This window comes from Nocardia sp. NPDC057440, from assembly GCF_042802915.1.
In the GTDB taxonomy this organism is placed as follows: domain Bacteria; phylum Actinomycetota; class Actinomycetes; order Mycobacteriales; family Mycobacteriaceae; genus Nocardia.
Map to the genome: position 1 here is coordinate 114,098 of NZ_JBHVDF010000013.1, position 26,385 is coordinate 140,482.

25 protein-coding genes are annotated in these 26,385 nt (G+C 66.6%); 13 read left to right on the top strand and 12 right to left on the bottom strand.

The window, feature by feature from the left end; translation table 11 throughout:
- The first annotated feature begins 30 nt into the window (after nt 1-30).
- On the top strand, nt 31-264 hold the full coding sequence (locus ACFU4Z_RS25245; RefSeq protein ID WP_379067129.1) for a helix-turn-helix domain-containing protein: 234 nt from the start codon (nt 31-33) through the stop codon (nt 262-264).
- A gap of 21 nt (nt 265-285) precedes the next feature.
- Here the strand turns inward: ACFU4Z_RS25245 and ACFU4Z_RS25250 are convergent, their stop codons facing one another.
- From ACFU4Z_RS25250 to ACFU4Z_RS25265, 4 genes are all read right to left on the bottom strand, one after another.
- The gene (locus tag ACFU4Z_RS25250; RefSeq protein ID WP_379067131.1) at nt 286-1,248 is read right to left on the bottom strand and encodes a hypothetical protein; all 963 of its coding nucleotides are present in this window, start codon (nt 1,246-1,248) and stop codon (nt 286-288) included.
- A gap of 12 nt (nt 1,249-1,260) precedes the next feature.
- Entirely contained in the window at nt 1,261-1,713 is a 453-nt protein-coding gene (locus ACFU4Z_RS25255) for a hypothetical protein (protein WP_379067133.1), read from the bottom strand.
- A gap of 299 nt (nt 1,714-2,012) precedes the next feature.
- Entirely contained in the window at nt 2,013-2,429 is a 417-nt protein-coding gene (locus ACFU4Z_RS25260) for an acyl-CoA thioesterase (RefSeq protein WP_379067135.1), read from the bottom strand.
- A gap of 119 nt (nt 2,430-2,548) precedes the next feature.
- Nucleotides 2,549-3,049 (bottom strand): cupin domain-containing protein, encoded by a 501-nt coding sequence (locus ACFU4Z_RS25265; RefSeq protein WP_379067137.1) that lies wholly within the window; start codon nt 3,047-3,049, stop codon nt 2,549-2,551.
- Nucleotides 3,050-3,119: 70 nt separating this feature from the next.
- Here ACFU4Z_RS25265 and ACFU4Z_RS25270 point away from each other — a divergent pair, with 70 nt between their 5' ends.
- A complete protein-coding gene (locus ACFU4Z_RS25270; RefSeq protein WP_379067139.1) occupies nt 3,120-3,626 on the top strand; it encodes a MarR family winged helix-turn-helix transcriptional regulator in 507 nt (168 codons plus the stop codon).
- 96 nt (nt 3,627-3,722) lie between these two features.
- Entirely contained in the window at nt 3,723-4,517 is a 795-nt protein-coding gene (locus tag ACFU4Z_RS25275) for a hypothetical protein (protein WP_379067141.1), read from the top strand.
- 39 nt (nt 4,518-4,556) lie between these two features.
- On the opposite strand, the gene ACFU4Z_RS25280 is transcribed toward ACFU4Z_RS25275, so the two are convergent.
- The gene (locus ACFU4Z_RS25280; protein WP_379067143.1) at nt 4,557-5,453 is read right to left on the bottom strand and encodes an alpha/beta fold hydrolase; all 897 of its coding nucleotides are present in this window, start codon (nt 5,451-5,453) and stop codon (nt 4,557-4,559) included.
- A gap of 96 nt (nt 5,454-5,549) precedes the next feature.
- On the opposite strand from ACFU4Z_RS25280, the gene ACFU4Z_RS25285 reads away from it, so the two are divergent.
- The gene (locus tag ACFU4Z_RS25285) at nt 5,550-6,020 is read left to right on the top strand and encodes a MarR family winged helix-turn-helix transcriptional regulator (RefSeq protein WP_379067145.1); all 471 of its coding nucleotides are present in this window, start codon (nt 5,550-5,552) and stop codon (nt 6,018-6,020) included.
- A gap of 38 nt (nt 6,021-6,058) precedes the next feature.
- Here ACFU4Z_RS25285 and ACFU4Z_RS25290 read toward each other — a convergent pair whose 3' ends face one another.
- From ACFU4Z_RS25290 to ACFU4Z_RS25300, 3 genes are all read right to left on the bottom strand, one after another.
- Complete coding sequence (locus ACFU4Z_RS25290) at nt 6,059-9,481, bottom strand: protein kinase (protein WP_379067147.1); 3,423 nt, start codon at nt 9,479-9,481, stop codon at nt 6,059-6,061.
- A 243-nt stretch (nt 9,482-9,724) separates the two neighbouring features.
- On the bottom strand, nt 9,725-10,291 hold the full coding sequence (locus ACFU4Z_RS25295; protein WP_379067150.1) for a TetR/AcrR family transcriptional regulator: 567 nt from the start codon (nt 10,289-10,291) through the stop codon (nt 9,725-9,727).
- Between the two features lie 163 nt (nt 10,292-10,454).
- A complete protein-coding gene (locus ACFU4Z_RS25300) occupies nt 10,455-13,274 on the bottom strand; it encodes an aconitate hydratase (protein ID WP_379067151.1) in 2,820 nt (939 codons plus the stop codon).
- Nucleotides 13,275-13,613: 339 nt separating this feature from the next.
- Here ACFU4Z_RS25300 and ACFU4Z_RS25305 point away from each other — a divergent pair, with 339 nt between their 5' ends.
- The 9 genes from ACFU4Z_RS25305 (at nt 13,614) to ACFU4Z_RS25345 (ending at nt 22,874) form a co-directional block, all read left to right on the top strand.
- Complete coding sequence (locus ACFU4Z_RS25305; RefSeq protein ID WP_379067153.1) at nt 13,614-14,189, top strand: DUF6676 family protein; 576 nt, start codon at nt 13,614-13,616, stop codon at nt 14,187-14,189.
- 266 nt (nt 14,190-14,455) lie between these two features.
- A complete protein-coding gene (locus ACFU4Z_RS25310; RefSeq protein ID WP_379067155.1) occupies nt 14,456-15,871 on the top strand; it encodes an NlpC/P60 family protein in 1,416 nt (471 codons plus the stop codon).
- 133 nt (nt 15,872-16,004) lie between these two features.
- Nucleotides 16,005-17,234, top strand: a complete 1,230-nt coding sequence (locus ACFU4Z_RS25315; RefSeq protein WP_379067157.1) for an AAA family ATPase — start codon at nt 16,005-16,007, stop codon at nt 17,232-17,234.
- Nucleotides 17,235-17,266: 32 nt separating this feature from the next.
- The gene (locus ACFU4Z_RS25320; RefSeq protein ID WP_379067159.1) at nt 17,267-18,217 is read left to right on the top strand and encodes a DUF58 domain-containing protein; all 951 of its coding nucleotides are present in this window, start codon (nt 17,267-17,269) and stop codon (nt 18,215-18,217) included.
- The gene (locus tag ACFU4Z_RS25325) at nt 18,214-19,218 is read left to right on the top strand and encodes a VWA domain-containing protein (RefSeq protein ID WP_379067161.1); all 1,005 of its coding nucleotides are present in this window, start codon (nt 18,214-18,216) and stop codon (nt 19,216-19,218) included. The genes ACFU4Z_RS25320 and ACFU4Z_RS25325 overlap by 4 nt, the downstream gene beginning before the upstream one ends.
- A gap of 96 nt (nt 19,219-19,314) precedes the next feature.
- Nucleotides 19,315-20,031, top strand: a complete 717-nt coding sequence (fabG1, locus tag ACFU4Z_RS25330; protein ID WP_379067163.1) for a 3-oxoacyl-ACP reductase FabG1 — start codon at nt 19,315-19,317, stop codon at nt 20,029-20,031.
- 86 nt (nt 20,032-20,117) lie between these two features.
- Nucleotides 20,118-20,981 carry an NADH-dependent enoyl-ACP reductase InhA gene (gene inhA, locus ACFU4Z_RS25335; protein ID WP_379067165.1) on the top strand — a complete coding sequence of 288 codons (864 nt, stop codon included), beginning with the start codon at nt 20,118-20,120 and terminating at the stop codon, nt 20,979-20,981.
- A 162-nt stretch (nt 20,982-21,143) separates the two neighbouring features.
- Nucleotides 21,144-22,202 (top strand): ferrochelatase, encoded by a 1,059-nt coding sequence (locus tag ACFU4Z_RS25340; RefSeq protein ID WP_379067167.1) that lies wholly within the window; start codon nt 21,144-21,146, stop codon nt 22,200-22,202.
- A 141-nt stretch (nt 22,203-22,343) separates the two neighbouring features.
- Complete coding sequence (locus tag ACFU4Z_RS25345) at nt 22,344-22,874, top strand: hypothetical protein (protein WP_379067169.1); 531 nt, start codon at nt 22,344-22,346, stop codon at nt 22,872-22,874.
- A gap of 34 nt (nt 22,875-22,908) precedes the next feature.
- On the opposite strand, the gene ACFU4Z_RS25350 is transcribed toward ACFU4Z_RS25345, so the two are convergent.
- From ACFU4Z_RS25350 to ACFU4Z_RS25365, 4 genes are all read right to left on the bottom strand, one after another.
- Entirely contained in the window at nt 22,909-23,658 is a 750-nt protein-coding gene (locus ACFU4Z_RS25350; RefSeq protein ID WP_379067171.1) for a S1 family peptidase, read from the bottom strand.
- Nucleotides 23,659-23,757: 99 nt separating this feature from the next.
- Nucleotides 23,758-24,573 (bottom strand): hypothetical protein, encoded by an 816-nt coding sequence (locus tag ACFU4Z_RS25355; RefSeq protein ID WP_379067173.1) that lies wholly within the window; start codon nt 24,571-24,573, stop codon nt 23,758-23,760.
- A 116-nt stretch (nt 24,574-24,689) separates the two neighbouring features.
- Nucleotides 24,690-25,355, bottom strand: coding sequence for a class I SAM-dependent methyltransferase (locus ACFU4Z_RS25360; protein ID WP_379067175.1), 666 nt, complete (start codon nt 25,353-25,355; stop codon nt 24,690-24,692).
- A gap of 105 nt (nt 25,356-25,460) precedes the next feature.
- Nucleotides 25,461-26,276: a DUF3097 domain-containing protein gene (locus ACFU4Z_RS25365; RefSeq protein ID WP_379067378.1), complete on the bottom strand. Its 816-nt coding sequence runs from the start codon at nt 26,274-26,276 to the stop codon at nt 25,461-25,463.
- Nucleotides 26,277-26,385 lie beyond the last annotated feature (109 nt).

Consider the following 26,385-nt stretch of genomic DNA (forward strand, 5'->3'; position numbering starts at 1 on the left):
TAGACGCGGCTCGGCGACTCGGAGGAAGCCATGAGCGACAGGCCCACACAAGTCAAATCCCCACTGGGTAGGGGCACACGCGTCACCGGTAAGTCACGCGATCGGCTACAAACCCAGTTGAAGAAGCAATACGAGGCGGGCGCAAGCATTCGTTCGCTGGCCCGGTCTACCGGACGTTCGTACGGTTTCATCCACAACGTGCTGGTGGAGTCGCATGTGCAACTCCGCAGCCGCGGTGGCGCGAACCGCCGGAAGAGCTCGTAGCGGTCTCGAACCGCTCTGTGCTCAGTACCCCGGCACTGCGCCGTCACCATGCACCAGGAGATTGCCGAGGCTACGGAACATCGGCAGCCCCGTCTTGATCTCCAGGTAGGCGAACTGGCCCTGCGGGTTGACCTCGAGGAAGTAGTACTCGCCGTCGACGCCGAGGCGCAGGTCCAGGACGCCGAAGCTCAGGCCGAGCGCGCCCATCAGGGTGGCCAGTGACTTACTGACGGATGCGGGCAGACTGGCGCGGCTGAAGTCCACGGTGGTGTCCAACCGCGAGTCCACCCGGCCGACACCGGCTTGTGAGTCGATCCGGACCGTCCATTCGACACCGTCGACCCACACGACCCGCAGATCGCACTCGGCTTGGACGTAATCCTGGAATGTGGTGGGCGCGGAGCGGATGCCTGCGAGCTTGCCGAAGTCGGCCCGGGTGATGATCCTGGTCTCGGCGAATTCTGCGCGCCCGGTTCCGGTGCGCTTGTAAACGACAGCGCCGGAACGGGATTCGACAAAACTGCGCGCCTCGTCGGGATCGTTGGTGATGAGGGTCTCCGGAATGACGAATCCCGCTCGCTGCGCTGTCTGCAGCTGCACGATCTTGCGGGTGGCGGTGCGGTCGGCGCCGGGGTCGTTGACCCAGTTCGCCGGGATCGACCACAGCAGCCCCTGGATGAACCCGTCGCACTCGGCTTGGCGGTAGGCATCGTCGGACGCGCGCACGCCGACCGGAACCCGCGTCGGATGTGGACGTCGCCACCATACCGAACGCACGTCGTCGATCCCGATCAGATGCGACAGTGATCGCGCAGTGCCGAACCGGTCGAGCCGGAAACTTCCTGATTCGCGCGGAAAGTCGCGGAGGTCGAGTTGAATCGGGCTGAGCCCGTGGTGTTCTCGCAACGTCGCCGCCATGGCGGTGCTGTGCAGATCATCGGATTCGGTGACGATCAGGACCGAACCTGTACGGCGCGCCGCCATGCGGGGTCCCGTTCAGTCGAGACTGTCGCAGTTGATGCCGTCGTCGCTACTTTCGAACGATTTGGTCTGGCAATAGGTGAAGGTTGCGCTGCCGGCGCCCGGGCAGTCGACGAGCTCGAGCGAGTCGGCCCACGACGCCGTGAGTTGTTGCAGCAGTTCATCTCCCAGTGCGAGTGACGGCTCGGCCGCGATGGTCATCGGGCGTTCGACGAGGTCGACGCGCAGGCGTCGGGTGAAGTCGGCGGTGGCGCCGGGACGAATGTCGACCAGGACCGGGCGACCGTCGGAACTCGTGGCGTGCTGATCGGGGAGCACCCGCAGTACGTCGTCCCTGCGGAACGTCCAGGTGCCCTCGTTGACCCGAACGGTGATAGCGCGTTCCGACTCGGCCACCAGTAGGCCCTGCAACGCGGGAACGCGATCTCCCGTCGGCGCGGTACCGGGAAGGTGGATAGCGTCGGTCATAGTGGGTTCTCCGATCTGCTCGCGATTTGCCAGGGCCCCCGAGCGTGATCTGAAGCATAACGCGCAGAGGCCGTCGATCGGTTCGGATCGAAAGATTTCACGGTGGCTGGCAAACCGGATACCGCGTGGGATGCGCTTGAGCCGAAAGATTTTCGGTGCGCCGGAGAACAATGTTCAGCAATCGGCACGCTATCGGAATACCTAGGTATGCCTAGTGGTATTGCCGAGTGTTGGCGGCTGTGCAGGCGAACGTGCAAGTTCTGGCCGACCCGTCCGGCGGCGCTGGATGGTGAGCTTGTTCAGAGGCCGAGCAGATCCGGTCGTTCGGCCAGGGTGCGGAAACGTTCACCCGGAGCCTCGACGAGCTTGCGCGCGGTGAGATCGAGGACGCCGCCGATTACCGAAACCTCGGCGGCGACCGTTCCGTCGAGCTTGCGGATCTCCTGGCGGATGCGGAAGGTTTTGCCCTGCTGCCAATCGAATTCGCAGGTGATGCTCACGTCATCGCCGCCGCGCAGCTCGCGTCGGTACTTGATGGTGGTCTCCAGCACGACCGGCCCCACACCGGTGGCCAGGAGCTTGTCCTGGCCCACTCCGGCGGCGCGCAGCAGTTCCCACCGGGCGTGCTCGGCGTATTGCAGATACACGGCCTGATTCAGATGGCCTTGTGTATCGAGCTCATAGCCGCGCACCACGACAGGAACGGAAAATGTCATGCCAGGAAAAACCTCGCGTTCGGTGCGGATTGTTCCCGTGCGGGCTGATGCCTTCGCCACATTCATGTGATCCGGGTATCGCGCTGTCGGTCGTGGTCCATATTCGGTGCGTGCCGGAATCACCGCCTGTTGGCGTTGCGCTCGGCCCACCAGGCCGGTGCATCGATGAAATGGTTGTCGAATTCTTCCTGAGCCGCGGCGAGCTCCTCGAAGGTCGCCTCGCCTTTGACGAGCCGGTCGAGCAGTCGGAAGTATCCGAAGCGTTCGACGGCGGGCATCAGGGCGATCAGAATTCGTGCCGAGCTGTCCGGGGTGGCGCCGAAAGCGTGCGGCATGAGCTTGGGCACGACGATCGATCCGCCCGCGCCGACGGTGACGATCTCGTCGCCGGCCAGTACCTGGAGCTCGCCGTCGGCGACATAGAAGAGCTCGTCGGACTTGGTGTGGAAGTGCGGGGCCGCACCGTCGGCGCCCCGATCCATGCTGACCTCCAGGTGGCTTACCGCGCCGCCCGCTTCGCTCGAGTCGATGAGAAGTCGCATGGTGACCGAGTCCGTCCGCAGAACCTCGGCGTCCTGCGGCTGGCGGATGGCGAAGCTGCGGGTGGTGGTGTCGTTCATGATGCCTCCAACTGATTCGGTCATTGATAATTCGCTACCGAACTATATCGTAACGAATAGAATCTTGTCCATGGCCGATATGAAGCAAGATCCCGTCGACGCGATCGTCGAGCAGTGGCGCCGGGAACGACCGGACCTCGAGCTCGACGCGATGGCCGTGATCGGTCGCCTCGGGCGACTGCTAGTGGTCGCGCAACGAGCGATCGAAGCGGTCTTCACCGCGCACGGACTGCAGCGAGGTGAGTTCGATGTGCTTGCCGCGCTACGCCGTTCGGGGGAGCCCTTCGAACTGAACCCGTCGGTGCTCGCCGACACGCTGATGCTGTCGCGCGCCGGAATGACCGGACGCCTCGATCGTCTCGAGTCCGCCGGGCTGGTCCGGCGCATCGCCGACGCCGAGGATCGTCGTGCGGTCCGCGTCGCACTCACCGATTCGGGCCGCGAGCTCATCGACACGGTGGTCACCGCGCACGCGGAGAACGAAACCCGCATCCTGTCGGTGCTGTCGGCCACGGACCGCCGTGAACTCGACCGCATCGCTCGCACCCTGCTCGGCAGCCTCGAACACGGTGGTTGACCTGCGGGCAATGAGGTAGTGCGCTACTCGCGTGGCGGGACGATCAGTGGGTCATCCTTGGGGTTATCGCACCGAAGTGCGGTGCACAAGGAGAGCATGATGATCGATATCGTCACCCTCCGCGGCACTGGTGAGCCGCGGAACGCCAACGGGACGCCGGCAGGGATGCTCCACGATGTCACCAAGCTGCTCGACGCCGACCGCTTCACCTGCTTCGAACCGGACTGGCCCGCCTCGATCGGACCGACGCCGGAGCTCTGGGGCCCGTCACTGAAGACCTCGATCCGTCGCGGCGTCGCGGCGGGCGTGCGGGCCATCCAGGACTCGCCGAATGTCTGTGGGCTGCTGAGCTATTCGCTCGGCGGTATCTGCGCGAGCAAGATTCTGGAAGGAGTGCGTTCGGGCAAGTACACCAACGCCGACGGCTCACCCCTCGAGATCGCCTTCGCGGTGAATATCGCGAACCCGCTGCGCAAGCGCGGTCAGTCAGTCGGAAATCTTTGCCCCGCAACGACCTACGGACTGCACGGCGAGCGCGGCGCCTGGCCGGCCCTCGACGTGCGCGAGTATGCCAATCCCGGCGACATCATCACCTCGTCACCGCAGGACTCGCCGCTGCGGGTGATCGACGTCGGGATATCGCCGTTCTCCTTCGTCGAAGGAGCCCGCATCGGCAACGTGGCGCCGCTGATCTTCGCCGAACTGCTGAGTTTCCTGATGAACGACCCGATCGCCAACCTCGGCCGGTATGCCACGGCCGTGAACGGGGTCATCGGGTATCTGACCCCGTGGCCCGATGGTCAGCACGTCCTGTACTCGGGTCACAACATGCCCGGTACCGACGTCCTCTGGACAACGCACGCCGCCGACTACCTCAACGACACCTACTGAACGGAGGTTCGCCGGCCCGGCGCACGATGTCGTGACCGCTTACTCGGCGATCGCGCAGATATTGTCGATCATGATCGGCCAGACCTCGCGGGGGAACGCGCCATGCCCGACGCCGGGCATCATGACGAGTTTCGCCCCGGGGACGGCCTCGGCGGTCGCTCGTGCGCCGGCGGGGCGAATCATCGGATCGGCGGTGCCGTGCATGACCAGTGTCGGCAGCCGGAGTGCGGCCAGCGCCTTTCTTCGATCCGGGGCCGCGAGCATGGCTGCCTGCTGCCGGAGCTTGCCCGCGGGGTCGTGAGCCCGCTGGAAGCTCAACGCGCCGATCTCTTCGAGCCACTTGTCGTCGAGTGGATAGGTATCGGCCGGTGTGCCGATGATCCTGTACGTGTCGATGAGCTGCTGTCCGGCCTCCTCCGCGGTGTTCACCGGATGTTTCAGCAACGCGGCAACTTTCATGCTCGTCCTGATGGTGGCGCGTCCGATGCGCGCCGATGGTGACGACATGATCGAGGTCAGCGAACGCAGCCGCCGGGGATGCTCGATCGCCATCGTTTGCGCGATCATGCCGCCGAGCGAGCCGCCGACCACGTTGGCCGAGGGCCAGCCGAGATCGTCGAGTACCGCGATCGCATCGGCGGCCATGTCGCCGAGCGAATATCGGGCCGCGGCCTTCGGGCGCATGATCAGGTCGGACAGCCTCGGCTCACCGAGATGGGTGAGGTGGGTCGAGAGTCCGGCGTCGCGATTGTCCATCCGTACGACCTGGAATCCACGTCGCACCAACTCGAGACAGAAGTCCTCGTGCCAGAGCAGCATTTGCGCGCCTACCCCCATGATCAGCAGGAGCGGTTCTCCGGTGCTCGGTCCGAACATCTCGTAGGCGAGTGAGACCTCACCGTTGCGTGCTTGGCCGCGTGTTACTTCGTGAATCATTTTTTGTCCTTCCGAGGGGGTGCTCTCGGGCCAGCGTATCCCAGATCGTTCTCATGTGAACAGTTCTGATGTGAACTCAGTGGGTATGATGCTGATATGTCGCGTCCGACGGATCTATACAGCGAGTTCGGCTACTACGTTCATCAGGTCGTCACCTTGGTCGACAAGCGCGGCGATGCGATGTTCCGCCGCGAGCTCGGCATCAGCCTGCGGCAGTTCACGCTGCTGCGACTGTTCGACGTCGGGCCCGAGGTGCCGTCCCAGCAACTCATCGCCGAACGTCTCGGCATCGCAAAAAGCGCGGTCAGCAGACAGATCGATATCGCAAGGCAACGAGGTTGGATCCAGGTCGAGGTCTCGGCGCAGTCTCGCAGGCAGCACACACTCACCCTCACAGGCGCAGGCAAGCAACTGCTCGCCGACGCGAAGGCATTGATCGCGCAGTCTGAGCAGCAAGGGTTCGGCGACCTGCCCCGAGCCGATGTCGAGGCCACGATCCGTACCTTGAAGGCGCTATACGGGTCACTGACCGATCCGGCGCAATCGACGCCGACCATCGGTTCATAGCCCCGCTGTCGGCAGCGCGCCGAAACGCGAGCCCGCGCTCACGCGCGGTGCGATTGATCGATGGCCGCCGATAGCTGTCGCAGGAACGAGTTCGGCGGCCGGGTCTTTTCATCGGCGGCCTCGGCCAGTGTCTGCAGCACCGGTCTGATGCCGGGTCCGCTGTCGACAACGGCGCGGACCAAGCCGAGCTCGGCGCAGCGGCGCAGCAGGGGAGCCAGCAGCGTCGCCGCCTGGTCGGACTTTCCAGCCGCGGACAGGCAACAGACGTAGCGGAGTTGCGCGTGCAGCAGTGCCCGTGGCCGTGTCTGGCGCTGGATAACCTGCATCATTCGCTCGGCTCTGGCGGTGGCGGCCCGAATCGAGTCGGTGGAATTCTCAGCGAGCAGCAGGTGGACGGCCGAGTCCTGCGCGAGCTCCGATGTCATGGCCAGGATCGCGTCCGGTTGTCGACGATAGGTCGCGAGGTGCTCGAGATTCTCGCGATCGGTCGGTGGAATCGGCAGGCCGTGGCGCACCCGCTCGTTGAGAATCCGGGCCGCCACCCGGGGCAGGCTCCGGATCTCGGCGATGTGCTGGCCTTCGTCGAGCCGGGCTCGAGCGGTGTCGAGATCGCCGCGCAATGCCGCCAGACGCGCTCCGGTGCCGTAGATGGCGAGCACGACCTCGACGGTGCCGCCTTCCATCCCGGGCCAGGGTGTGAGAAGTTCCTCGGCCTCCACGAACTGTCCGGTCTCGTACAGCAGATCTCCCAGCAGTGCGGTGGACTGGCGGGTGGCGTGGGATCGGGTGCCGGTTTCGAGCGCAAGGCGCACCGCCTTGCGGAAGCTCGTCTCGGCGTGGGCGATGTCGAGACGATCGAAGGCCGCGACTCCGGCGATGCAGTGGCCGTACACGGCGTCGAACGGGCCCGCGGCGCGGGTCCGAGAGTGCTCGGCCCACTCGTGCCATCGGGCCGCGCCGTCGAAGTCGAAGTGGCACGCGGAGATTGCCGCCGCGGTGGTGGCCAGGGCGTTGGCGAAAAATGGCCGTAGCGGTGCCTGCTGCCGCGCGATCACGTAGTCCGGCAGGTCGGTGCATCTGTCGATCACCAGTAACTCGGCCGCGCGGGCCACGGCAGCCTCGGCGCGAAGATCCGCGCCGAGCGCATCGTCGGCGGGAAGCGCCGCGACCGTGGCGTCGACCTGCTCCAGTGCGGTGCGGGTCGCGGCGGCGCGTTGCAATGCGATAGTCGCCCAGGCTACCGACAGTTGCAGCCGGGGGTTGCCGAGGCAGAGTGCGGTGGGCACCTTCGCGACGAGACCGAGCAACGTGGCCATCCTGGCGTTCTCGAGCAGCTCGTCGGCATGTTCCTCGATCAGGCTCATCGCGCGCTCCGGCGCGTCCGCCGCGAGCGCGTGGTCGACTGCTTCGGTGAGCATGTCGTGCTCGGCGAACCAGATCGACGCGGTCGCGTGCAATTGTTCGAGCAGGCCGGGATGTTGTCGAATCAGCCTGCGGCGCAAGTAGTCTGCGAACAGTCCGTGATATCGGAACCAGTGCAGCTCATCGTCGACGTTGCGCAGGAACAGATCCTGCTTGTACAGATCTTCGAGCATTTGCTGACCCGAAGACACCTCGGCGAGCACCTCGGCGAGGCCTCCGCACGTGGTGGCGGTGACGGCGGTCCGCATCAGGAAATCGAGGACCGGGGGGTCGAGATCCGACACCACATTCTCCATCAGGTATTCGCCGATGGCGTAGTGCTGACCTGAAGTCCCGTTCAGACGACTACCGGGACGGCCCTTTCCGCGCAGTGACAACGCGGCCAACTGCAGTGCGGCAGCCCATCCTTCGGTCGATCGACACAGGTTGTCGATGTCGTCGGCGTTCAGTTCGACGCCCTCGACACCGGCGAGTAGCCGGGCGGTGTCCGAGGCATCGAATCGGAGCTGACCCTCGTCGATCTCGACGAGTTCGTCCTGCACCCGCATCCGCCCGAGCGGGAGTCCGGTCCTGTTTCGGCTGGTGACGATCATGCGCAGGTGATGGCAGCCGTTATCCAGCAGAAACTCCATCGCCGCGATCGACGCGGGGCTGGTGACCAGATGCCAATCCTCGATCACCACGGCGACCGTTTCACCGTCGGCGTGGATCTGGTTGATGAGCATCGTCATCACGTGCCTGGCAGCATTGCTGGCGCGTTCTTCGAGAATTTGGGCCAGCTCGGCGGCCAGCGCGGGATGCACGAGCCGCACGGCCTCCACGAGGTGGGACAGGAACCACACGACATTGTCGTCGTCGGTGTCCACCGTGAGCCAGGCGACGCTGGACCCGTCCGCCTCGAGGACGTCCGCCCATTGCGTCGCCAGCGTGCTCTTGCCGAAACCGGGGGGTGCGTGGATCAGCACCAGCCGCCGCGACTGGCCGGCCCGCAGCAACTCCAGCAGCGCCGGGCGTTCGACAAGTCGATGTGGCGATGTACGCGGCCGATACCGGGTCATCGGCGTCGCCGCGGCGGCCGGTGGCGTCGGCGGCGTGCGCGCAACCGCTTGCGCCGTCACGCTGGGCGTGGATTCCACGCCGATCGGGACAGCCTGCGTGTCGACCGGAAGACCGCAGGCGAACTGGATGTTGCGCAGTTGCTCGCCGAAGTCTTGTGCGGAGCCGGGCCGGTCGGTCGGCTCGGGTGCCATCGCACTGTCGATGGCGGCGTGCAGCAGCGGCGGCACGCCCTCTGCCCGCAGGTCCGGAACCGGATCAGAGGTGATCCGCACGAACTGCGCGACCATCGTCTCGCCGGTTCGTCTCGCGAAGGCGGCGTGACCGGTGAGCAGGCAAAACAGTGTCGCACCGAGGCCGTAGACGTCCGAGGCCACCGAGGGCGGCGCGCCCTTCAGGACTTCGGGAGCAGTGTAGGCAGGCGTGCCCGCTACCAACCCGGTCGCGGTCTCGAACAGATCGCCGGTGCGGGCGATTCCGAAGTCCGCGAGCTGCGGCTCGCCGTAGTCGGTCACCAGGACATTGGCCGGATTCACGTCACGATGCACCACGCCACAGGCATGGGCCGAGGCCAGTGCTCCCGCCAGCTTCACACCGATCGACAGCACCTCCTGCCAGGGGATCGGCCCGTCGGCTCGAATGCGGGAATCCAGGGATCCGCGGCGATGAAATGGCATCACGATGAACGGGCGGCCGGTCGCGGTGATGTCGGCGCGCAACACCTGCACGATGTTCGGATGCCCGGAGAACCGGCCGAGGGCTCGTTGCTCGCGAAGGAAGCGAGCCCGCCCGTCATCATCGACCTCCGTCGACAGCACCTTGACCGCCACGGTGCGGTCGAGAGCCTGCTCCACGCACTGATACACGACCCCGAAGCCGCCGCGGCCGACCTCGCGGGCATCGTCGAAGCCGGCCTCGGCCAATTCTGCCGCGATGCCGAACCTCAGATCGCGCTGCGTCCCCCCGATACCGTCATCGGACACCGCGCACTCTCTCGTCGGCCGGAGCAGGTCCACGGCACGCGCAGATATTCGCCGAATGTTCGCAGTCGGCCAGGCCCCGTGTCGTATCGCAACCGCTCATGGCGTCCACCACCTCTAGAGGCGAAATATGCAGCCCCGACCTACCGATCATAATCCCGGCCGATGTCACCCGAGGCCGCCATTGCGGCTGGTAGGCCGGTCACCGCTCGAACTGGTCGATGGCCGGGACGCCCGTTCGGGAAGTCACTCCCTGCGGCGAACCGAGGCTTCGACGAGATCCAATACCGCTGAAAGGTTTTCATTGGTGTGGCCGGAAGCTATCCGGGCGATCAGGCCATCGAGGACCAGGTCCAGGTAGCCGAGCAGGACGTCGGTCGGGACGTCGTCGCGCAGCCTGCCCTCCGCCTTGCGACGCTCTAGGCGGGCCAAGGTGGCGGCGGTCAGCTCCTCCGAGCGCTGCTCCCAGTTCGCTCGGAATTCGGCGTCGGTGCGCAACCGGCGCGCGATCTCCAAACGTGTTCCGAGCCAATTGAATTGCTTCGGGTCGGCAAGCATGTCCCGCATCACCTGCACCAGACCCTGGTGGGCGGCCACATCGGCCATCCGCACGGCGTCCTCCTGCGCGAGCGCGAGGAAAAGGGCGTCCTTGTCGCGGAAGTGATGGAAGATCGCGCCACGCGAGAGCCCGGTGGTCTCTTCGAGGCGGCGCACCGTGGCACCGTCGTAACCGTATTCGGCGAAGCAGCTGCGTGCGCCGTCGAGAATCTGGTTGCGCCGGGCGGCGAGGTGATCGTCACTGACCTTGGGCACACAGTCTCCGTTCCGTGGCTAGAGTCTTGCGGGCGCTGGAGTCTTCCGGACGCTCGGCAAGCTCAGCGCGATGCCGCCAACGAACTGTGCGTGAAAGCTCGAGCCTAGCCTTTCATAAGCGGGGCAGGAGCTTTCACGCACAGTCACCGTGATCGTTCGGGTGTTATCCCTTGATCATGTTGCGCAGCACGTACTGCAGGATGCCGCCGTTGCGGTAGTAATCGGCTTCACCGGGGGTGTCGATCCGGACCACGGCGTCGAAGGTGATCTTGTCACCGTTCTCCTTGGTGGCCGTGACCTTCAGGGTCTTCGGAGTAGCACCCTCGTTCAGCTGGGTGATGCCGTCGATGTCGAAGGTCTCGGTGCCGTTCAGCTTCAGCGACGCGGCCGACTCGCCTGCCGGGAACTGCAGCGGGATGACGCCCATGCCGATGAGGTTGGAGCGGTGGATGCGCTCGAACGACTCGGTGATGACGGCCTTCACACCCAGCAGGCTGGTGCCCTTGGCGGCCCAGTCACGCGAGGAACCCGAGCCGTACTCCTTGCCGCCGAGCACGACCAGCGGGATGCCCGCGGCCTGGTAGTTCTGTGAGGCGTCGTAGATGAAGGCCTGCGGGCCGCCGTCCTGGGTGAAGTCGCGGGTGTAGCCGCCCGAGACGTCGTCGAGGAGCTGATTGCGCAGCCGGATGTTGGCGAAGGTGCCGCGGATCATCACCTCGTGGTTACCGCGACGCGAGCCGTAGGAGTTGTAGTCCTTGCGCTCGACGCCGTTGGCCTCCAGGTACTGCGCGGCCGGGGTGCCCGGCTTGATGTTGCCTGCCGGGGAGATGTGGTCGGTGGTGACCGAATCGCCCAGGTAGGCGAGCACCCGCGCGCCCTTGATGTCGGTGACCGGGTTCGGGGTCTGCGGCATGCCCTCGAAATACGGGGGCTTGCGCACGTAGGTGGACTTGGCATCCCACTCGAAGGTTTTGCCCTCCGGGGTGGGCAGGCTGCGCCAGCGCTCGTCGCCCTTGAACACGTCGGCGTAGGACTTGATGAACATGTCCTGGCTGATCGCGGAGCCGATGGTCTCCTCGATCTCCTTCGGCGAAGGCCAGATGTCCTTCAGGAAGACGTCGTTGCCGTCGGTGTCCTGGCCGAGGGCGTCGGTCTCGAAGTCGAAGTCCATGGTGCCCGCGAGCGCGTACGCGATGACCAGCGGCGGGGAGGCCAGGTAGTTCATCTTGACGTCGGGGGAGATGCGGCCTTCGAAGTTGCGGTTGCCGGAGAGCACCGCGGTGACCGACAGGTCGTTGTCGTTGATCGCCTTCGACACCGCGTCCGGCAGCGGGCCGGTGTTGCCGATGCAGGTGGCGCAGCCGTAGCCGACCAGGAAGAAGCCGAGCTTCTCCAGGTAGGGCCACAGTCCGGCCTTGTTGTAGTAGTCGTTGACGACCTGCGAACCCGGGGCCATGGAGGTCTTCACCCACGGCTTGGAGGTCAGGCCCTTCTCGACGGCGTTGCGTGCGAGCAGCGCGGCGCCGAGCATGACCGACGGGTTGGAGGTGTTGGTGCAGGAGGTGATCGAGGCGACCACCACGGCGCCGTGATCGAGCACGAAGTCGCCGTACTCCTCCGACGACACCTTGACCGGCTTGCTCGGGCGGCCGGTGGCGCCATTGGCGGCCGAGGGCACGAACTCCGAGTCGTCATCGGCGAAGGACAGCACCGCCGGATCGCTGGCCGGGAAGGACTCCTCGATGGCCTCGTCCAGATGCGAGTGCGGGGTGACGGCCGCCGGGCCGCTCTCCGCGTCGCTGGTGTAGTTGTGGATGTCCTTGCGGAACGCAGTCTTGGACTCCGACAGCAGGATTCGGTCCTGCGGACGCTTCGGGCCCGCGATCGATGGCACCACATCGCCCAGATCGAGCTCCAGGTACTCCGAGTAGGCGGGTTCGTGCTCGGCGTCGTGCCACATGCCCTGTTCCTTGGCGTACGCCTCGACGAGCGCGAGCTGCTCGTCGTTGCGGCCGGTCAGGCGCAGGTAGTCGATGGTCACGCTGTCGATCGGGAAGATCGCTGCGGTGGAACCGAATTCGGGGCTCATGTTGCCGAGGGTGGCGCGGTTGGCCAGCGGAACCTCGGCGACACCCTTGCCGTAGAACTCGACGAACTTGCCGACGACGCCGTGCTTGCGCAGCATGTCGGTGACGGTCAGCACCACATCGGTGGCGGTGACGCCCGGCTTGATCTCGCCGTTCAGCTTGAAGCCGACAACACGCGGGATCAGCATGGAGACGGGCTGGCCCAGCATGGCGGCCTCGGCCTCGATACCGCCGACGCCCCAGCCCAATACACCGAGGCCGTTGACCATTGTGGTGTGCGAGTCGGTGCCGACACAGGTGTCGGGGTAGGCCTGGCCGTTGCGGACCATGACCGTGCGCGCCAGGTGCTCGATGTTGACCTGATGCACGATTCCGGTGCCCGGGGGGACGACCTTGAAGTCGTCGAACGCGCCCTGGCCCCAGCGCAGGAACTGGTAGCGCTCGCCGTTGCGGGAGTATTCGATGTCGACATTGCGCTCGAAGGCGTCGGCGCGGCCGAACACGTCGATGATGACCGAGTGGTCGATGACCATCTCGGCGGGTGCGAGCGGGTTGACCTTGTTCGGGTCGCCGCCGAGAGTGGCGACGGCCTCACGCATGGTGGCGAGGTCGACGATGCAGGGCACGCCGGTGAAGTCCTGCATGATCACGCGGGCCGGGGTGAACTGGATTTCGATGCTCGGATCGGCCGACGGATCCCAGTTCGCGATGGCGCGAATGTGATCGGCGGTGATGTTCGCGCCGTCCTCGGTGCGGAGCAGGTTCTCCGCGAGGACCTTGAGTGCGTAGGGGAGTTTCTCGGTGCCGGGCACGGCGGAGAGGCGGAAGATCTCGTAGGAGTTGCTTCCGACCTCGAGGGTGCCCTTGGCGCCGAAAGTATCGATACTTGTCGTCACGTCAGCTCCACTCGTCTGTGAGGGTGGCCACCGGCGGGGCTGTGCCAGTGGCTGGTTGTTTCGGGCGACCTGCGAACAGTCGCCGGCGGTACGTCTTCGGAGGGCTCCAGCGCTGGAAGGTGCTGACTCCTCGCGCCTTCGAGCCTAACAGTACGCTTGTCCTGTGAAACGCGCGGGGGCCGTTGGACGTGCCGTGTGCGGGAGGCCCGACACTCCGTCGCGTACTGTGCTTTCGAGTTGCAGGGGTGGCCGGTGGGCATGTACCGGCTCAGAGCAGTGCTCACCCCGCAGTGTTGGATGCCCGTCGCCTCGCGTGCGGCTCGACAGACCGGATGGAAGATGACCGTCTCGCACACCTCGGTTTTCACACCCATGGCCGCCGAACTGCCGCCCGGGATCGATGAGAAGGCCATGGACGCCATCAAAAAAGACGTGGCCGACAACCATGTGGCCACCCCCAAGGGCAAGGACCAGAAGGCGCTCGAGGCCGTCGTCGCCGACGCCCGGTCCCATGGAATCGAGCTCAGCATCGTGGTGATCCCCGGCAATCCAGGCCACGACTCCAATTTACGTGACCTGGCCACCGTGGTCGGCAAGACCGAGCACGGAACTGTGGTGGTGCTCAGCGACGACTGGGTGGGCACTTACAGCGACTCCGTCAGCCGGGTCAAGCTGGAGCGGGCCGAGGACTTCTCGAAGAGTCAGCAGGCGCATTCGGCACAGGCGGCCCGGCTCTTCGTGGATCAGTTGGAGCAGCCGGAGATGATCTCCTGGACCGCGATCACGAGTGTGTTGCTGGCGGGCACCGCGATCGTCGTCGGCGGGCTGTACTGGATCAAGTCTCGGCGATCGTCGGCGGACGCGGTGCCGGTGGGAGTTTCCGGTCGAGACGGCGATCGGGACTCTGCGCACTAGCGAGTACCTGTTCGACCACCTTTCCTAACGGTCGGTTTGTTTTAACCGAGCGAAGCCCTGCCTGCATCCGGCTAATTTTGGGCAAATGCCAAATTACGCGACTGTGATTCTGTTGCTGGAGTTTCCTTGGTGAAGGATGTGTCGTACGGTTCGAATGACCACCGATGGGGAAGAAGTGTTGGGAGAGCTATTCGCCGACTACTGAGCGCGATGGTGCGGCTGATGCTCGTGAGGCGAAGCCGACGTCGGGTCCTTTGGGAGGTGCGATGCGCAACAACGGCGAAGCCGGCTCTCAGCGTCCGCTGTGGGTCGCTCTGGGGTTGCTGGTCTCGGTCGTGGTGGTGACGGCGGGACCCGTCACCGCGGTGCCGCCGGCGCCGCCGAACCCGAGCGACGGCCAGATCGCCGACGCCGGCGCCCAAGTCGACGCCAGGCTGACCGAGGTCGGCGGACTGATCAACCAGGTCGCCGCGGCCGACCAGCAGCTACAGCAGCTCGACGACGTCGTTGCCTGCAAACGTGAAGAAGTCAACAAAGCCCTCGTCGACCTGCAGAACGCGCGCGCGGCCGCTGACGCCGCTGCCGCGGTGGTCGTCGAGACTCAGCGCGAACTCGCCGACGCCGGAACCGAAGTCGACGTGGCGCGGCGCAACTTCGACCAGTTCGCCACCCAGGCGTACACCCGCCCCGGCACCAGTTCGATGGTCACCTATCTCGCCTCCGCCACCCCCGGCCTCGCCCTCGATCGCGCCCAGGTGCTGAGCCTGGTATCCAAGAACCAGCAACAGGTGCTCGACAGCCTTCGACGTGCCCAGATCGATCACGCCAATAAGAATTCCAGTGCGCGCCGAGCGAAGTCCGAGGCCGAAGCCGCCGCCGCGGTGGCCGAACAGAAGAAGGTCGACGCGGCGAACGCCGTCGCCGCCGCGAAGTCCGAACTGGATCAGCAGACCGTGCTGCGCGACAACATCGTCCGCGAGCGCACCGCTGCCCAAGGGCGGCTGGACGCCGCGCGCACGAATGTGGCTGGGCTGCAAGGACAACGCGAAGCCTTCCTGGCCTGGGACGAGCAGCGCAGGGCCGAGGAGGCCGCGATCCGCGCCGCCGCGGCCGCCGCGGCGGCCCGCGCGGCCCAGGACGCTGCCGCCAGGGAGCGTGCGGCTCAGGCGGGGCAGGGCAAGCGCCCACACAATCAGCTGGAGGACTCGCCGCCGCCGCGGTCGAGCACCCCGCGCCCGAGCATGCCGGCTATCGGCGGTTCCGATGCCGTCGAAACCGTCGTCGACCGGGCCATGTCCCAGCTGGGTGTCATCTATGCCTGGGGTGGCGGCGACGAGGACGGGCCGACCCTCGGCATTCGCGATGGCGGCGTCGCCGACAGCCACGGCGACTACACCAAGATCGGATTCGACTGCTCTGGGCTGATGATCTACGCCTTCGCCGGAATCGGTGTTTCGCTGCCGCACTACAGCGGCTATCAATACAACGCGGGCACCCGGGTTCCCGTCGGCGAGCGTGCCCGCGGCGACATGCTGTTCTGGGGCCCCAACGGTAGCCAGCACGTCGCGCTGTATCTGGGCAACGGAAAAATGGTGGAAGCGCCGCAATCCGGTGAGGTCGTCCGGGTGTCCGCGGTACGCGAGGGCGGCATCATGCCGTACGCGGTGCGTATCGTCTCCTGAGGGTTGTGGCGTTGCGGCGTAACCAGGCTGGCGAATCCCGCGGATTCCCGTACTGTCGGAGCCGGTTGCGGCGCTTGCGGCCATTACCTGGAATAGTTGTGGCAGCACGCACAGGACCAAAGCGAAAGCGGGGATGTTGGTGACTTCGACGGACGGTGTGAGCGGGGCAAGCTTGGCGAAAGAGGCGCCTGCTCCCGTGCCTAGCACCCTGGAGCGTGACGTCCAGACCCTGGAAAAAGCGATCTACGAGGTCAAGCGGGTTATCGTGGGCCAGGATCGACTGGTCGAGCGGTTGCTGGTCGGTGTGCTCGCACGGGGCCACGTCCTGCTCGAGGGCGTGCCAGGTATCGCGAAGACCCTTGCGGTGGAAACCTTTGCCAAGGTCGTCGGCGGCTCGTTCTCCCGGGTGCAGTTCACCCCGGACCTGGTGCCCACCGACCTCATCGGCACCCGGATCTACCGGCAGGGTCGCGAGCAGTTCGACACCGAGCTCGGCCCGGTGGTCGCGAACTTCCTGCTCGCCGACGAGATCAACCGTGCGCCGGCCAAGGTGCAGTCGGCACTGCTCGAGGTGATGGCCGAGCGACACGTGTCGATCGGTGGCAAGACCTACCCGATGCCCGATCCGTTCCTCGTCATGGCGACGCAGAACCCGATCGAGAGCGAGGGCGTGTACCCGCTGCCGGAGGCGCAGCGCGACCGCTTCCTGTTCAAGGTCGTCGTCGACTACCCGTCGGTCGAGGAAGAGCGCGAGATCATCTACCGGATGGGTGTCACCCCGCCGGAGGCCAAGCAGATTCTCGAACCGGACGATGTGATCCGGCTGCAGAAGCTGGCCGCCAACACCTTCGTGCACCACGCGCTTGTCGATTATGTGGTCCGGGTGATCGCGGCGACCCGCACGCCCGCCGACTTCGGCATGCAGGATGTGGCGAGCTGGATCTCCTACGGCGCCTCGCCGCGTGCCAGCCTCGGCATCATCGCCGCGGCCCGCGCCGTCGCCCTGATCCGCGGCCGCGACTACGTGGTGCCGCAGGATGTGGTCGAGGTCATCCCGGATGTGCTGCGCCACCGCCTTGTGCTGTCCTACGACGCGCTCGCCGACGAGATCAGCCCGGACGACGTGATCAAGCGCGTGCTGCAGACGATCGGCTTGCCGCAGGTCGCGCCGCAGGCGATGGGACCGAGCGCGCAGCAGGCGCCTGCGCCTGCCGCACCGCCCACGATGGGTCCGCACGCCACGCCGCCGCTGCCGCCGCAGCAACCGCCGATTCCGCAGCCCCCGGTGCCGCAGCCGCAGGCGGCTCCCCACCCGCCCGTAGGGCAGATTCCGCAGGCCGCCGGCAATAACCAGCCGAAGTGACCCGAGCATCGGACCCGGTTCCACGAGCGACGATGTCATCACACGCACCGCCTTCGTTCCGAGCAGGAGAGCTGACCGATCCGAAGTTGTCGGCGGCGCTGAAGTCGCTCGAGCTGACCGTGCGCCGACGGCTCGACGGCGTGTTGCACGGCGACTACCAGGGTCTGATCCCCGGCCCCGGTTCGGAGCCGGGGGAGGCTCGCACGTACCAGCCGGGTGACGATGTGCGGCAAATGGACTGGTCGGTCACCGCCCGCACCACTCATCCGCATGTTCGGCAGATGATCGCCGATCGCGAACTGGAAACCTGGATGGTCGTCGACCTGTCGGCCAGTCTGGATTTCGGCACCGCGTACTGCCAGAAGCGCGATCTCGCGATCGCCGCCGCTGCCGCGATCACCCACCTCACCAGTGGTGGCGGCAACCGGATCGGCGCTGTTGTCGCCACCGGTGAGCAGTTGGTCCGTATTCCGGCGCGCAGTGGTCGCGTGCACGCCCAGTCGCTGCTGCGCAGCATCGCGACCACCCCGCACGCCCCCGACGGCGTGCGCGGTGACCTGCGCGCGGGCATCGAATCCCTGCGTCGTCCGCAACGCAAACGCGGCCTCGCGGTCGTCATCAGCGATTTCCTCGGCGACATCAATTGGCAGCGTTCGCTGCGCGCCATCTCCGCGCGCCACGATCTGCTCGCGGTGGAGGTGCTCGATCCGCGCGACCTGTCGCTGCCCGACATGGGTGATGTGGTGCTGCACGACCCGGAGACCGGGCGCACCCGCGAATTCAGCGTGACGCCGACGCTGCGCGCGGACTTCGCGGCCGCCGCCCAGCGACACCGAGAACAGGTCGAGCAGGCGCTGCGCAGTTGCGGCGCGCCGGTGATGACGCTGCAGACCGATCGGGACTGGATAGCCGACGTGGTCCGGTTCGTGTCCACCCGGCGCCATGCCTTCGGCGCGCCGACCGGAAAGGTGGCGCGCCAGTGAGCATTTCGCATTTCACCGCGCTCATCTGGCTGAGCTTCCTCGCCATCATCGGATTGATCGCCCTCGGCTACATCCTTGTTCAGCGCAGCAGGCACAAGCACATGCTGCGCTTCAGCAACATGGAGCTGCTGGAAAAGGTCGCACCGACGCGGCCGAGTCCGATGCGGCACGTGCCGATCGCGCTGATGCTGGTCGGGCTGGTGTTCCTCACCATCGCCGCCGCGGGACCGACGGCGGTGAAGAAGGTGCCGCGCAACCGCGCGACAGTCGTGCTGGTGATGGACGTTTCGCTGTCCATGGAGGCCACCGACGTCGAGCCGAGCCGTCTGCAGGTGGCGCAGAAGGCAGGCAAGGAATTCGTCGACGGGCTCACCCCCGGCATCAACCTCGGTTTCGTCACCTTCGCGGGCACCGCCTCGGTGATGCAGCCGCCGACCACGAACCGGGAAGCTGTCAAGGCCTCTATCGACAACATCAAGCTGGCCGAGCGCACCGCCACCGGTGAGGGCATTCTCACCGCGCTGCAGTCGATCGAGACCCTCGCCCAGGTGCTCGGCGGCGCCAGCACGCCGCCGCCCGCCCGCATCGTGCTGATGTCGGACGGCAAGCAGACCGTGCCCGACGACAAGGACGTCGACAATCCGCGGCACGGATTCACCGCGGCTCGACTCGCGAAGAACAAAGGCGTTCCGGTGTCGACGATTTCGTTCGGCACGCAGTGGGGCACGGTGGAGATCCCGGATCCGGACGGCAAGGGGGCGCAGCGAGTCAAGGTGCCCGTCGACGACGACTCGCTGCGCGAAATCGCCAAACTCTCCGGCGGCGATTTCTACACGGCGTCGAGCCTGACCGAGCTCACCGCCGTCTACGACACCCTCGAGGAGCAGATCGGCTACGAGATGACCCGTGGCGATGCGAGTAGGCCGTGGCTGTTGCTCGGCATGCTCCTCGTCTGCGCGGGTGTCGTGACCGGATTGCTCTATCGTCAACGCCTGCCATAGGCACTGCCCTCGCCTGCGGGCGCTGCGACTGTGGCATCGCATCAATGTGTGGTGCCCGGGCGCGGCGCACGAACTCGAACAGATAGGTTGGTCTTTATGTCGAACATCACATCCCGGTCGGTACTGGTGACCGGCGGCAACCGTGGCATCGGGCTCGCGGTCGCGCAGCGTCTGGTCGCCGACGGCCACAAGGTCGCCGTCACGCATCGTGGGTCGGGGGTGCCGGACGGACTGTTCGGTGTGAAATGCGATGTGACCGACAGCGAATCGGTCGACGCCGCCTTCACCGAGGTGGAGCAGCATCAGGGACCGGTCGAGGTGCTGGTGGCCAACGCAGGCATCACCGACGACACGCTGCTGATGCGGATGACCGAGGAGCAGTTCACCCGGGTCATCGATGCCAACCTGACCGGTGCGTTCCGTTGTGCGAAGCGGGCCAACCGGGCCATGCTGCGGGCGCGCTGGGGGCGGATGATCTTCCTCGGTTCCGTCGTCGGCCTCGGCGGCGGCCCCGGCCAGATCAACTACGCATCCTCGAAGGCAGGCGTAATCGGCCTCGCGCGCTCGATCACCCGTGAGCTCGGTTCGCGCTCGATCACCGCCAACGTCGTCGCGCCCGGGTTCATCGAGACGGACATGACGGCGGAACTGCCCGACGATCTGCGCGACACCGCGAAGAAGTTCATTCCGCTGCAGCGGCTCGGCCAGCCCGAAGAGGTCGCGGCTGTGATCAGCTTCCTGGCCTCCGAAGATTCACGTTACGTATCCGGCGCTGTCATCCCGGTCGACGGCGGCATGGGCATGGGCCACTGAGCTGAGCTGACGGAAATCCGGGTGGCCCCGACGCCGTCGGCGGCCGCAAGCAACCTACACACGACTTTCAGGAGAACCGAGAACTCATGGGCGGACTGCTCGAAGGCAAGACCATCCTGGTCACCGGCATCATCACCGACGCTTCCATCGCCTGGCACGTCGCCAAGGTGGCGCAGGAGGCGGGCGCAAAGGTGCTCATCACCGGGTTCGACCGGCTCCGGCTGATCGACCGGGTCGCGCAGCGGCTGCCGCAGCCGGTGCCGCCGGCCATCGAGCTGGACGTGCAGAACGTCGAGCACCTGGCCACGCTGGCGGACCGGGTACGCGAGGTCGCGCCGGAGGGCATCGACGGCGTCGTGCACTCCATCGGGTTCGCGCCGCGCTCCTGCCTCGGCATCGGCGGCGAGTTCCTGGACGCGCCGTGGTCGGATGTCGCGGTGGCGCTGGAGGTTTCGGCCTACTCGTACGCGGGGCTCGCGAAGGCGCTGCTGCCTGTGCTCAACGACGGCGCCTCCATCGTCGGCATGGACTTCGACCCGCGCCAGGCGGTGCCGTTCTACAACTGGATGGGCGTCGCCAAGGCGACCCTGGAGTCGGTGAACCGCTATGTCGCCCGCGAGGTCGGCCACCGCGGCATCCGCTCCAACCTGGTCGCGGCGGGGCCGGTCAAGACGCTCGCTGCCAAGGCCATCGCGGGCGCGGCGACGGGTGAGGCCAAGAAGCTCGAGGCGCTCAACACCGTGTGGGACGAGAACGCCCCACTCGGCTGGGACGTCAACGACCCGACCCCTGTCGCCAAGTCGGTGTGCGCGCTGCTCTCGGATTGGCTGCCCGGCACCACTGCCTCCATCGTCTACGTCGACGGCGGCGCCAGCCACAACTGGTCCATCCCGGCCAGCATGCTCGGTGAAGACGCGCCGGTGGCCGAATCCGAGCCCGCGAACGCGTGAACCTCCCGGCGTCCGGGCGGGTGAACCTCCCGGTATCCGGGCGCGGGGTGGCCCCGCCGCTCGGATACCGGTGTTTCGGTCGGCCCGGCGTCGGAACTGTCGCGTGGGCGGAGGCACTGGCAACCGGATTCCGGCAGGCGTCGGCATGAGGATGGATTGAGCATGGGTTTTGATGCGCTGCTGCTGCTTTCCTTCGGCGGCCCCGAACGGCCGGAAGATGTGATGCCGTTCCTGGAGAACGTCACGCGGGGCAGGGAAGTGCCACGCGAACGCCTCGACGAAGTCGCGAAGCACTATCTGCACTTCGGCGGCGTCTCGCCGATCAATGCGCTCAATCTCGATATCATCGCCGCGGTCGAAGCCGAATTGGCCGCAGCCGGAATCGATCTGCCGGTGTACTTCGGCAACCGGAACTGGCATCCCATGGTCGAGGACACCGTCGCACGGATGGCTGCCGACGGCGTGCGTTCCGCGCTGGTGTTCCCGACCTCGGCGTGGGGCGGCTACTCCGGTTGCCTGCAGTACCACGAGGACATCACCAGGGCGCGTGCGGCTTTCGGCGCAGGTGCGCCGGAATTGGTGAAGCTGCGCCAGTATTTCGATCATCCGCTGCTGATCGAGTCCTTCGCCGACGCGATTCGTGCCGCGGTGGCCGAACTTCCGCTCGACCGTCGGGATCGGGCGCGCCTGGTGTTCACCGCGCACTCGATACCGATCTCCGCCGACGCTACCGCGGGCCCGCCCGCCGACGGTGGCAGACTCTATAGTCGCCAGGTCGCCGAGGCGGCACGTTTGTGCGCGGCCGCAACCGGATTCACCGATTTCGACCTGGTGTGGCAGTCGCGTTCGGGCCCGCCGCAGGTTCCGTGGCTCGATCCCGACATCGTCGATCACCTCGAAGACCTGTCCGGTAAGGCCGTCGACGCCGTGGTGGTCTGCCCGGTCGGCTTCGTCTCCGACCACCTCGAGGTGATCTGGGACCTGGACAACGAGGCGAAGGCGAAGGCCGCCGAGCTGGATATGGCATTCGCCAGGGCGGCGACGCCGGGCACCGATCCACGATTCGCCCGGTTGGTCGTCGAATTGATCGGCGAACACGTGACGGATGCGGCGGCGCGCCGGCTCGGCGAGATGCCGGGATACGGATGCACCCTGAATGGGGATCCGTGTGCCGTCGGCTGCTGTGCGCCGGCCCGGCGCAGTGCCCCGGTCGGTCGGTGAATCGGGCACGCGGAGAGCGGATCGGGGTCGGCTGCCGAGTGGTGCACCTCGGCTGCCCAGCCCCGGGAGGGGCAACGAGGTTGCGATAGCATCCCTTTCGGCTTCGGTAGAGGACCGAAGCCGCTCGAAGGGGGGAACCCGATGGTCTATGTCGACCTGCTGACCAACGCAGGCCTGCTCGATACGCACGTATGGTCCGATAGCACCACGTGGGCGTCGGCGTTGGACTCCTACGACGCTCGGCGTCGTGGTGGCAGCAGCAGCGGCGGCGGCGTGAGCGCCTCCGCCTATATCGTCGGCATCATCTGCTTGATCATCGTCGTCGTCGCGATCATCATTGTCGCCCGCTCGTCGTCGAACAGCAGGAACCAGAACCAGCTGCCGCAGAACCCGCCGCCGTACCCGCCGCAGCAATATCCGCAACAGCAGTACGCGCCGCAGCCCTACCCGCAGCAGACCCCCGGCCAGCCCTATCCACAGCAACCGTACTCGCCGCAGACGCCGGGCCAGCCGTATCCCCAACAGCAGGCGGGCCAGCCGTATTCGCCGCAGACGCCGGGGCAGCCCTACCCGCAGCAAGCTCCCGCACCGGGCTATCCGCAACCGTACGGGCAGCAGCCCTATCCTCAACAGCCCCAGCAATACCCGCCGCAGCAGCCGCCCACCTACTGACCTCGGGTCAAGGGCGGATCAGGTTTGCCCGCGATCACCAATCAAGGTGCGGGAGTGCATAGACACCCGGGAAGCCGGGACGCGCGCTGCCTTTGCCCCATGAGGTCAGCCCCACAAGCCTGCCGTCGACGAGCAATGGTCCGCCACTATCGAGTTGGCCGGTGTCCGCTTCGGTAGAGCCCGCGCAGAGCATGTCGCGTGGATCGAAGGCCGAGCCGTATGCGGCGGCGCAGGCGCTGTCGGAGACCAGCGGGACGACGGCAGCGCGCAGGACGGTATTGGAGTAATCGCCCTCGGCGGTCGCGCCCCACCCGAGGATCGTGCCGAAATCGGCTCGCTGGGTAGCGATTTCTACGAACGGTCCTGGTTGTGGCCGGTCCAGAGTAAGGATCGCGACGTTGTTGTGGTGGACGGTTTCGCCGTCGAAGTCGGTGTCGTGGAAGCCGGGGTGGATGCGAATGTCTCTGACTCGCACGGTGTCTCCGTCATTCGAGCGCAGGTCGGTGCGGCCGAAGGTGACGGTGAGCGCCTGTGGGAGCAGCTGGGCGAGCTGGACGCAATGCGCCGCGGTGACCATCTGATCCGGTGCGACGAGCGCCCCGGCGCAGAACTGTCCCGACTCGCGGGTGAGGAAGAGTGGGCTGCCGATCGCGGCGAGCCACGGGTATTCCGTCGCCGCTGCGGCGCTGCCGCCCACGATCGCCGAGGCGGGAACAGCCGGGGGGAGACCGAGGCCGATCAGCGCGGCGGCCAGGATCGCGCAACTGCGTTGGGTGAGGAGCATCGCGCACCGCCCTGAGTCGGAGAGCCGGGTTGGTCGGCCCCATTCAACCAGAAGAGGGCCGGCACCCGGTGTGCGATCCGATCGATGGTTTCGCGCGACTCACGACGTGCCGCGTGCCGCCGCGTGCACGGCGACGAGGCGGGCAGCGCGGATGGCGTCCCAGAGTGGGCGTAGCAGGTCTTCTTGCGCACCGATTGCCGTCGCCGACGTGGGGGAGGATGCCGGTTCCCGTTGTGCCACGGTGAGGATGGCGGCTACGTGGTCGGCGCTGTTCAGAATTCGCCTGGCACGCAAGGGAATCGACTCGGGGTAGTCGTGTTTGGAGTAGTCGGCGAGCTCGGCCTCGATGAGTTCGCGTGGGTCGGAGTCGGCGGCGTTGACAGAGGTGGTGTGCAGCTGCATCAGCGCGTCGGCGGCGTCGCGGACGGCTTCGCGCATCGCGTATTCGGCCTCGCCGAGCGACATGTCAGGGCCGGGTGCGGGCGGGATGGGGGTGCTGTAGACGGTCCATTGCAGGGTGTCGTCGTCGGCCCACTGCGGGATCAGGCCGGTGCCGTCGGCTCCCGGAACGCCGATGAGCAATCCCTCACCGGTGTCGACCGCGTCGGCGGCGAACACGGTGCCCGCGGGCAGGCCGCGCACGTCGCCCGGCACCGGAAGCACCAGCCGCAGCTGTGCGCCCGGCTGCGCCATGGTCTCGCGAATCACCTTGAGCAAGGCCATGACTCCGGTGCCGGGCAGGTTGCCTCGCGAGGACCACGGCAGGTCGTTGCGGCCACCGGTCGCCGGGTCGCCCGCGGCGATGGTGTGCTGCGGCGCCCAGGCGTACAAGGCCTCCAGGATGTCGTCGGGCGCGCTGCATCCGGCCAGCCATGAGCCGGCCCACACCGTCAGCGTGGCACTAGGAGAGCACATAATCATCGAGCATAAAGGGTGATCGCTACCCGGGGGCATCCATCCCTGGTACCCCGGTGAGCTGCGTGCATGGACGGCCCGACTGATTCGAAATGCGCATGGTTAACTCATCGGTGTCAGATCCTCCGGAACACCGCGCGCCACCGGTATGCCTCGGGCCTGGTCGGCAGGGATACCTGCTCGATGCGCACGGGTTCCAGCCCGCCGACCGCGAACGATTCGATTTCCGCGCGGGTCAGCGGCCACGGCGGACCGTCCACATGTTCGCCCTCCACCCGGATGCCGGAGATGACCAGCAGTTCGCCACCCGGTGCGACCATGGTCGCGACCCGGGTGATGGCCTCGGCCCGCACCGACAGTGGCATCGATTGCACCGTGATGGACTCCACCACAAGGTCGAACGCGCCGCTCCACTCGGTGGGGGGATCGAGCAGATCGGCGACCACATAGTCCACCGGTGAGTTCGGGAAGCGCTCGCGGGTCGTCCGAATCGCGGTTTCCGAAATATCGAACGCGGTGGTGCGGAAGCCCAGCCGCACAACATGTTCCGCATCCCTGCCCAGCCCGCTGCCGACCACCAGCGCCCGCCCGCCGACACCGGCGGGCTCGTGCCGCTCGGCCCAGTCGACCAGCAGCGGATTCGGTTCGTCGGCATCCCAGGGCACAATCGCCGACCCCTCCTCCGCGGCGGCGTACAGCTGCTCGAACCATCCGGTCGGATCGCCTTGCGCAAGCGAGTCGGTAGCGAGCCGGGTTGCGTCCACATCACGATGGTCGGTCACCCGTCGAGTCTTGCAGAATGCGGCGGCGGGATACGTTCGACGTCCCAGCCGTGTCGACTGCCCGCACGAGAGGTTCGGCGAAACCGGATAATTCGAACGTGCCGGTTACTGCTGGGGCTCGGCGACGAAATCGATGAGCCGCTCCACCGCGCCGATGAGCGGGGCTTCGAGGTCGCGGAAGGATTCGACGGCGTTGTAGACGCGCCGCCAGCCCTCCTGGGGAGTGCCCCAGCCGAGGCGGCGGCAGATGCCGGTTTTCCAGTCTTCGCCGCGTGGCACCTCCGGCCACGCCTCGATCCCGACCGTGGCGGGGCGAACCGCCTGCCAGACATCGATGAAGGGGTGGCCGGTCACGAGGACATGGGGGCCGAGACCGGTGGTCAGTTGGGTTTCCTTCGAGCCGGTGACCAGGTGGTCGACCAGCACGCCGACTTTGCGGCCGGGGGCCGGGTCGAATTCGACGAGTCGCTCGGCCAGGTTGTCCAGGCCCTCCAGGTGTTCCACGACCACGCCCTCGACGCGCAGGTCGTGGCCCCAGACTCGTTCGACCAGGGCGGCGTCGTGGACGCCCTCCACCCAGATCCGGCTGGTCCGGGCGACCCGGGCGCGCAATCCTTCGACCCGCGTGGAGCCTGACGCCGAGCGGGTGTCCCTTTTCGGAGCGGCAGCGGCAGGCCGGAGCAGGGTGACCGGTTGGCCGTCGATGAGGAACGCGGCCTCGCGCAGCGCGAACAGCCGCACCGCTCCGCGCCCGTCTTCCAGCTTCACGAAGTCACCGTCATAGCTGCGATCGAATCCGACCACGGCGCCGCAGAATCCGGTCGCCGCGTCTTCGACGACCAGGTCTCGTTCCGCCGTCACCTGCGGCACTGCCCGCTTCTGCTTGCGCGAGTGCCCGCCGAAGATGTCGTTGCCATACATGTCACGCGAACTCACCCGCCCGAAGCTACCGTGCCCGGCCCGCCCGGTGGCGGAGGGCTGATCTTGTGTCTGTCGCGCCCCAGATGAGGTCCGGACCACTACAGTGGTT

Excerpts from the sequence above, each read along its gene's own strand:
- ACFU4Z_RS25285 (WP_379067145.1), top strand. The coding sequence starts at position 5,550 with ATGTCGCGTCCGACGGATCTATACAGCGAGTTCGGCTACTACGTTCAT.
- ACFU4Z_RS25270 (WP_379067139.1), top strand. The coding sequence starts at position 3,120 with ATGGCCGATATGAAGCAAGATCCCGTCGACGCGATCGTCGAGCAGTGG.
- inhA (WP_379067165.1), top strand. The coding sequence starts at position 20,118 with ATGGGCGGACTGCTCGAAGGCAAGACCATCCTGGTCACCGGCATCATC.
- ACFU4Z_RS25245 (WP_379067129.1), top strand. The coding sequence starts at position 31 with ATGAGCGACAGGCCCACACAAGTCAAATCCCCACTGGGTAGGGGCACA.
- ACFU4Z_RS25280 (WP_379067143.1), bottom strand. The coding sequence starts at position 5,453 with ATGATTCACGAAGTAACACGCGGCCAAGCACGCAACGGTGAGGTCTCA.
- ACFU4Z_RS25265 (WP_379067137.1), bottom strand. The coding sequence starts at position 3,049 with ATGAACGACACCACCACCCGCAGCTTCGCCATCCGCCAGCCGCAGGAC.
- ACFU4Z_RS25320 (WP_379067159.1), top strand. The coding sequence starts at position 17,267 with ATGTCATCACACGCACCGCCTTCGTTCCGAGCAGGAGAGCTGACCGAT.
- ACFU4Z_RS25365 (WP_379067378.1), bottom strand. The coding sequence starts at position 26,276 with ATGTATGGCAACGACATCTTCGGCGGGCACTCGCGCAAGCAGAAGCGG.
- ACFU4Z_RS25250 (WP_379067131.1), bottom strand. The coding sequence starts at position 1,248 with ATGGCGGCGCGCCGTACAGGTTCGGTCCTGATCGTCACCGAATCCGAT.
- ACFU4Z_RS25355 (WP_379067173.1), bottom strand. The coding sequence starts at position 24,573 with ATGTGCTCTCCTAGTGCCACGCTGACGGTGTGGGCCGGCTCATGGCTG.
- ACFU4Z_RS25310 (WP_379067155.1), top strand. The coding sequence starts at position 14,456 with ATGCGCAACAACGGCGAAGCCGGCTCTCAGCGTCCGCTGTGGGTCGCT.
- ACFU4Z_RS25315 (WP_379067157.1), top strand. The coding sequence starts at position 16,005 with ATGTTGGTGACTTCGACGGACGGTGTGAGCGGGGCAAGCTTGGCGAAA.
- ACFU4Z_RS25275 (WP_379067141.1), top strand. The coding sequence starts at position 3,723 with ATGATGATCGATATCGTCACCCTCCGCGGCACTGGTGAGCCGCGGAAC.
- ACFU4Z_RS25260 (WP_379067135.1), bottom strand. The coding sequence starts at position 2,429 with ATGACATTTTCCGTTCCTGTCGTGGTGCGCGGCTATGAGCTCGATACA.
- fabG1 (WP_379067163.1), top strand. The coding sequence starts at position 19,315 with ATGTCGAACATCACATCCCGGTCGGTACTGGTGACCGGCGGCAACCGT.
- ACFU4Z_RS25305 (WP_379067153.1), top strand. The coding sequence starts at position 13,614 with ATGACCGTCTCGCACACCTCGGTTTTCACACCCATGGCCGCCGAACTG.
- ACFU4Z_RS25350 (WP_379067171.1), bottom strand. The coding sequence starts at position 23,658 with ATGCTCCTCACCCAACGCAGTTGCGCGATCCTGGCCGCCGCGCTGATC.
- ACFU4Z_RS25255 (WP_379067133.1), bottom strand. The coding sequence starts at position 1,713 with ATGACCGACGCTATCCACCTTCCCGGTACCGCGCCGACGGGAGATCGC.
- ACFU4Z_RS25340 (WP_379067167.1), top strand. The coding sequence starts at position 21,144 with ATGGGTTTTGATGCGCTGCTGCTGCTTTCCTTCGGCGGCCCCGAACGG.
- ACFU4Z_RS25345 (WP_379067169.1), top strand. The coding sequence starts at position 22,344 with ATGGTCTATGTCGACCTGCTGACCAACGCAGGCCTGCTCGATACGCAC.